2 protein-coding genes and 1 pseudogene are annotated in these 2,687 nt (G+C 70.8%); 2 read left to right on the top strand and 1 reads right to left on the bottom strand.

Going from position 1 to position 2,687, the window contains the following annotated elements:
- The first annotated feature begins 124 nt into the window (after positions 1-124).
- Entirely contained in the window at positions 125-538 is a 414-nt protein-coding gene (locus KUTG_RS34660; protein ID WP_043722896.1) for a chorismate mutase family protein, read from the top strand.
- A gap of 16 nt (positions 539-554) precedes the next feature.
- On the opposite strand, the gene KUTG_RS34655 is transcribed toward KUTG_RS34660, so the two are convergent.
- A complete protein-coding gene (locus KUTG_RS34655) occupies positions 555-2,087 on the bottom strand; it encodes a cobyric acid synthase (protein WP_043722893.1) in 1,533 nt (510 codons plus the stop codon).
- Positions 2,088-2,128: 41 nt separating this feature from the next.
- Here KUTG_RS34655 and KUTG_RS34650 point away from each other — a divergent pair.
- Positions 2,129-2,687 (top strand): annotated as a pseudogene (locus tag KUTG_RS34650) (alpha/beta fold hydrolase); the annotation flags it as partial.

Genomic DNA, 2,687 nt, shown 5'->3' with positions numbered 1-2,687 from the left:
CGGCAGCTTCCTGGACGAGCTGCTGGAGCGGCACACCGCCGAAAGGTCCTGACGGGCGAGGTCCTACGATCGGGCTCGTTAGGGCAATGATCGTGCCGAAGACCTGGCTCATGTGAGGTTCTCGATGGACGTCCGCAGTTCCAGCCTGTCCCGCCGGGCCGCGCTGACCGGTCTGGGTGGGGTGGCCCTGCTTGCCGCGGCGGCGTGCTCCCCGAGCAAGGAGGCGGCGTCCTCGCTGCCCGCCGGCCAGGCCCCGCCCGTGCCGAAGGCCGACGCGACCGCGTCGATCGCCGAGCAGCAGAAGGTCATCGACAGCCTGGACAAGCAGATCATCGAGCTGCTCAAGCAGCGCGAGGACGCCGCGACGGCCCTGCAGAAGCTCCAGGGCGGCGCCAACTCGGGCCGTGACCAGGCGATCATCTCCGCCTACGCGGCCGGCGCCGGCGCCAACGGCGCGGCCATCGGGCGGGCCGTCATCGGCGCGGACAGCGGCGGCGCCGGGAACATCAGCCCCACGGCGACCTCGACGTCGCACTGAGGCTCAGAAACACGTTTCAGTCGAGCGGCGGAGCCCCCGGCGGCAGCACAGGCAGCCCACCGGGGGCTCCGCGCTCGATCAGGGCCAGCAGCGCGTTCGTGTCCAGGTGCTGCTCGACCAGGTCCCCCAGCAGGTCCAGCTGGGCTGCCCGGGCCGCCGCGAACGAAGTGCCTTCCGCGGCCGTGAAACCGTCCCTGCCGGCCGTTGTCGCGGCCCAGCGCAGGAACTCCCGGCGGAAGCCGTCGTTCTCCAGCAGGCCGTGCCAGTGCGTGCCCATGACCGGGCCGTCGACGACGCCCTCGATGTCGCCGTCGGGCAGTTCGATCAGGCCGCCCAGCCTTGCCCCCCGGCTCAGCACCCGGCCGTGGTGAATCTCATATCCGGTGACCGTGTGGCCGAACGCCTTGCCGGCCGGGCGGATCAGCGTCTTGTCGGCGGCGAAGCCGATCGCCGTGTCCAGCAGGCCCAGGCCGGCCACCTCGCCCGCACGGGACTCGACGTCGTCGGAAATGGTCCGGGCCAGCATCTGGAAGCCGCCGCACAGGCCCAGCACCGGCAGCCCGCGTCGGGAATGCAATCGAACAGCATCGGCCATTCCACTGCGCCGCAACCAGTCCAAATCGGACACCGTCGCCTTGGATCCCGGCAGCACGACCAGATCCGCGTCGGTCAGCCGAGATGGTTCAGTGACAAAACGAACGGCCACACCGGGTTCGCCGGCCAGTGCCTCCACATCGGTGGCGTTCGAGATGCGAGGCAGCCGCACAACCGCCACCCGCAGCCACTGCTCGCCCACCGGCGGGGCCGGACGGCCGATCACGCCATCGGCCACAGAGGACAGCGAGTCCTCGGCGTCGAGCCACAGATCTTCCCGCCACGGCAACACGCCGTACACCGGACGGCCGGTGACCCGCCGCAGTTGGCGCAGTCCCGGTTCGAGCAGCGCCGGGTCGCCGCGGAACTTGTTGATCACAAATCCGGCCATCAGCGCCTGGTCTTCCGGCTCCAGCAGCGCCAGCGTGCCGAAAAGATGGGCGAACACGCCGCCCCGGTCGATGTCCCCGACCACCAGCACGGGCAGGTTCGCGGCCCGCGCGAGGCCCATGTTGGCAATGTCGGTGGCCCGCAGATTGACCTCAGTGGGTGAACCTGCGCCTTCACAGATAACCACCTCGAATTCCGAACGGAGGTCCGCAAGGGCCGATTGGGCGATCACGGACAGCTCAAGCTTGCGGTCCCGATAGGACATCGCGCTGACCTCGCCGACCGCCTTGCCGAGCACCACCACCTGCGAGCTGCGGTCGCTGCCGGGCTTCAACAGCACCGGGTTGAAGCGCACGCTCGGCTCCAGCCCGCACGCCGCCGCCTGCAGCGCCTGGGCGCGGCCGATCTCGCCGCCCTCGATCGTCACCGCCGAGTTGTTGGACATGTTCTGCGCCTTGAACGGCGCCACGCGCACGCCGCGGCGGGCCAGCCAGCGGCAGATGCCGGCCGCCAACACGCTCTTGCCGGCATCGGATGTCGTGCCGGCGACCAGCAATGCGCCCACTGCGCCCCTCCCCGGTTCCTCGGACTGCCATCATCCTCGTCATGCCCACCGTTGTTCTCGTGCACAGCCCCTATCTCGGTCCCGCGAGCCTGCGCCCGTTGGCCGACGCACTAGCCGCCGGTGGCATCGACTCCTGTCTCGTCGACCTGCGCGTGACGGTCAGCGCCGCCCCCGTGCACCAGCGTCTGATCGGCGCTTTCGCCGACGCCATGGACGAGGTGGAGCTCACGTCGCCGGCCGTGCTGGTCGGGCACAGCGGGGCCGGCCCGCTGCTGCCCGCCTTCGCCGCCGAGCTCGACGAACTGGTCGCCGCCCTGGTGTACGTGGACGCCGGGCTGCCGACCCCCGGCCGCAGCTTCCGTGAGCTCGAACCCGACCGCTTCGCCGCGCTGCGGGCCTCCGCCCGCGAGGGCCAGCTGCCGCGGTGGTCGGACTGGTTCAGCCCCAATCCCTTGGTGGAGCTGGTTTCCGACGAGGCCCTGCGGGCCGAGATGGCCGACGAGGAGCCGGAGGTCGCCGTCGAGTTCCTCAAGGAGCAGCGGCCTTCCGCCGAGTGGGAGGGTCCCAGCGGCTACCTGCTGCTGACCGAGGCCTACGCCG

Source organism: Kutzneria sp. 744 (assembly GCF_000568255.1).
Classification (GTDB): Bacteria; Actinomycetota; Actinomycetes; order Mycobacteriales; family Pseudonocardiaceae; genus Kutzneria.
The sequence above is the reverse complement of the archived record's forward strand: the minus strand, read 5'-3'. Positions and strand labels throughout refer to the sequence as shown.

Excerpts from the sequence above, each read along its gene's own strand:
- KUTG_RS34660 (WP_043722896.1), top strand. The coding sequence starts at position 125 with ATGGACGTCCGCAGTTCCAGCCTGTCCCGCCGGGCCGCGCTGACCGGT.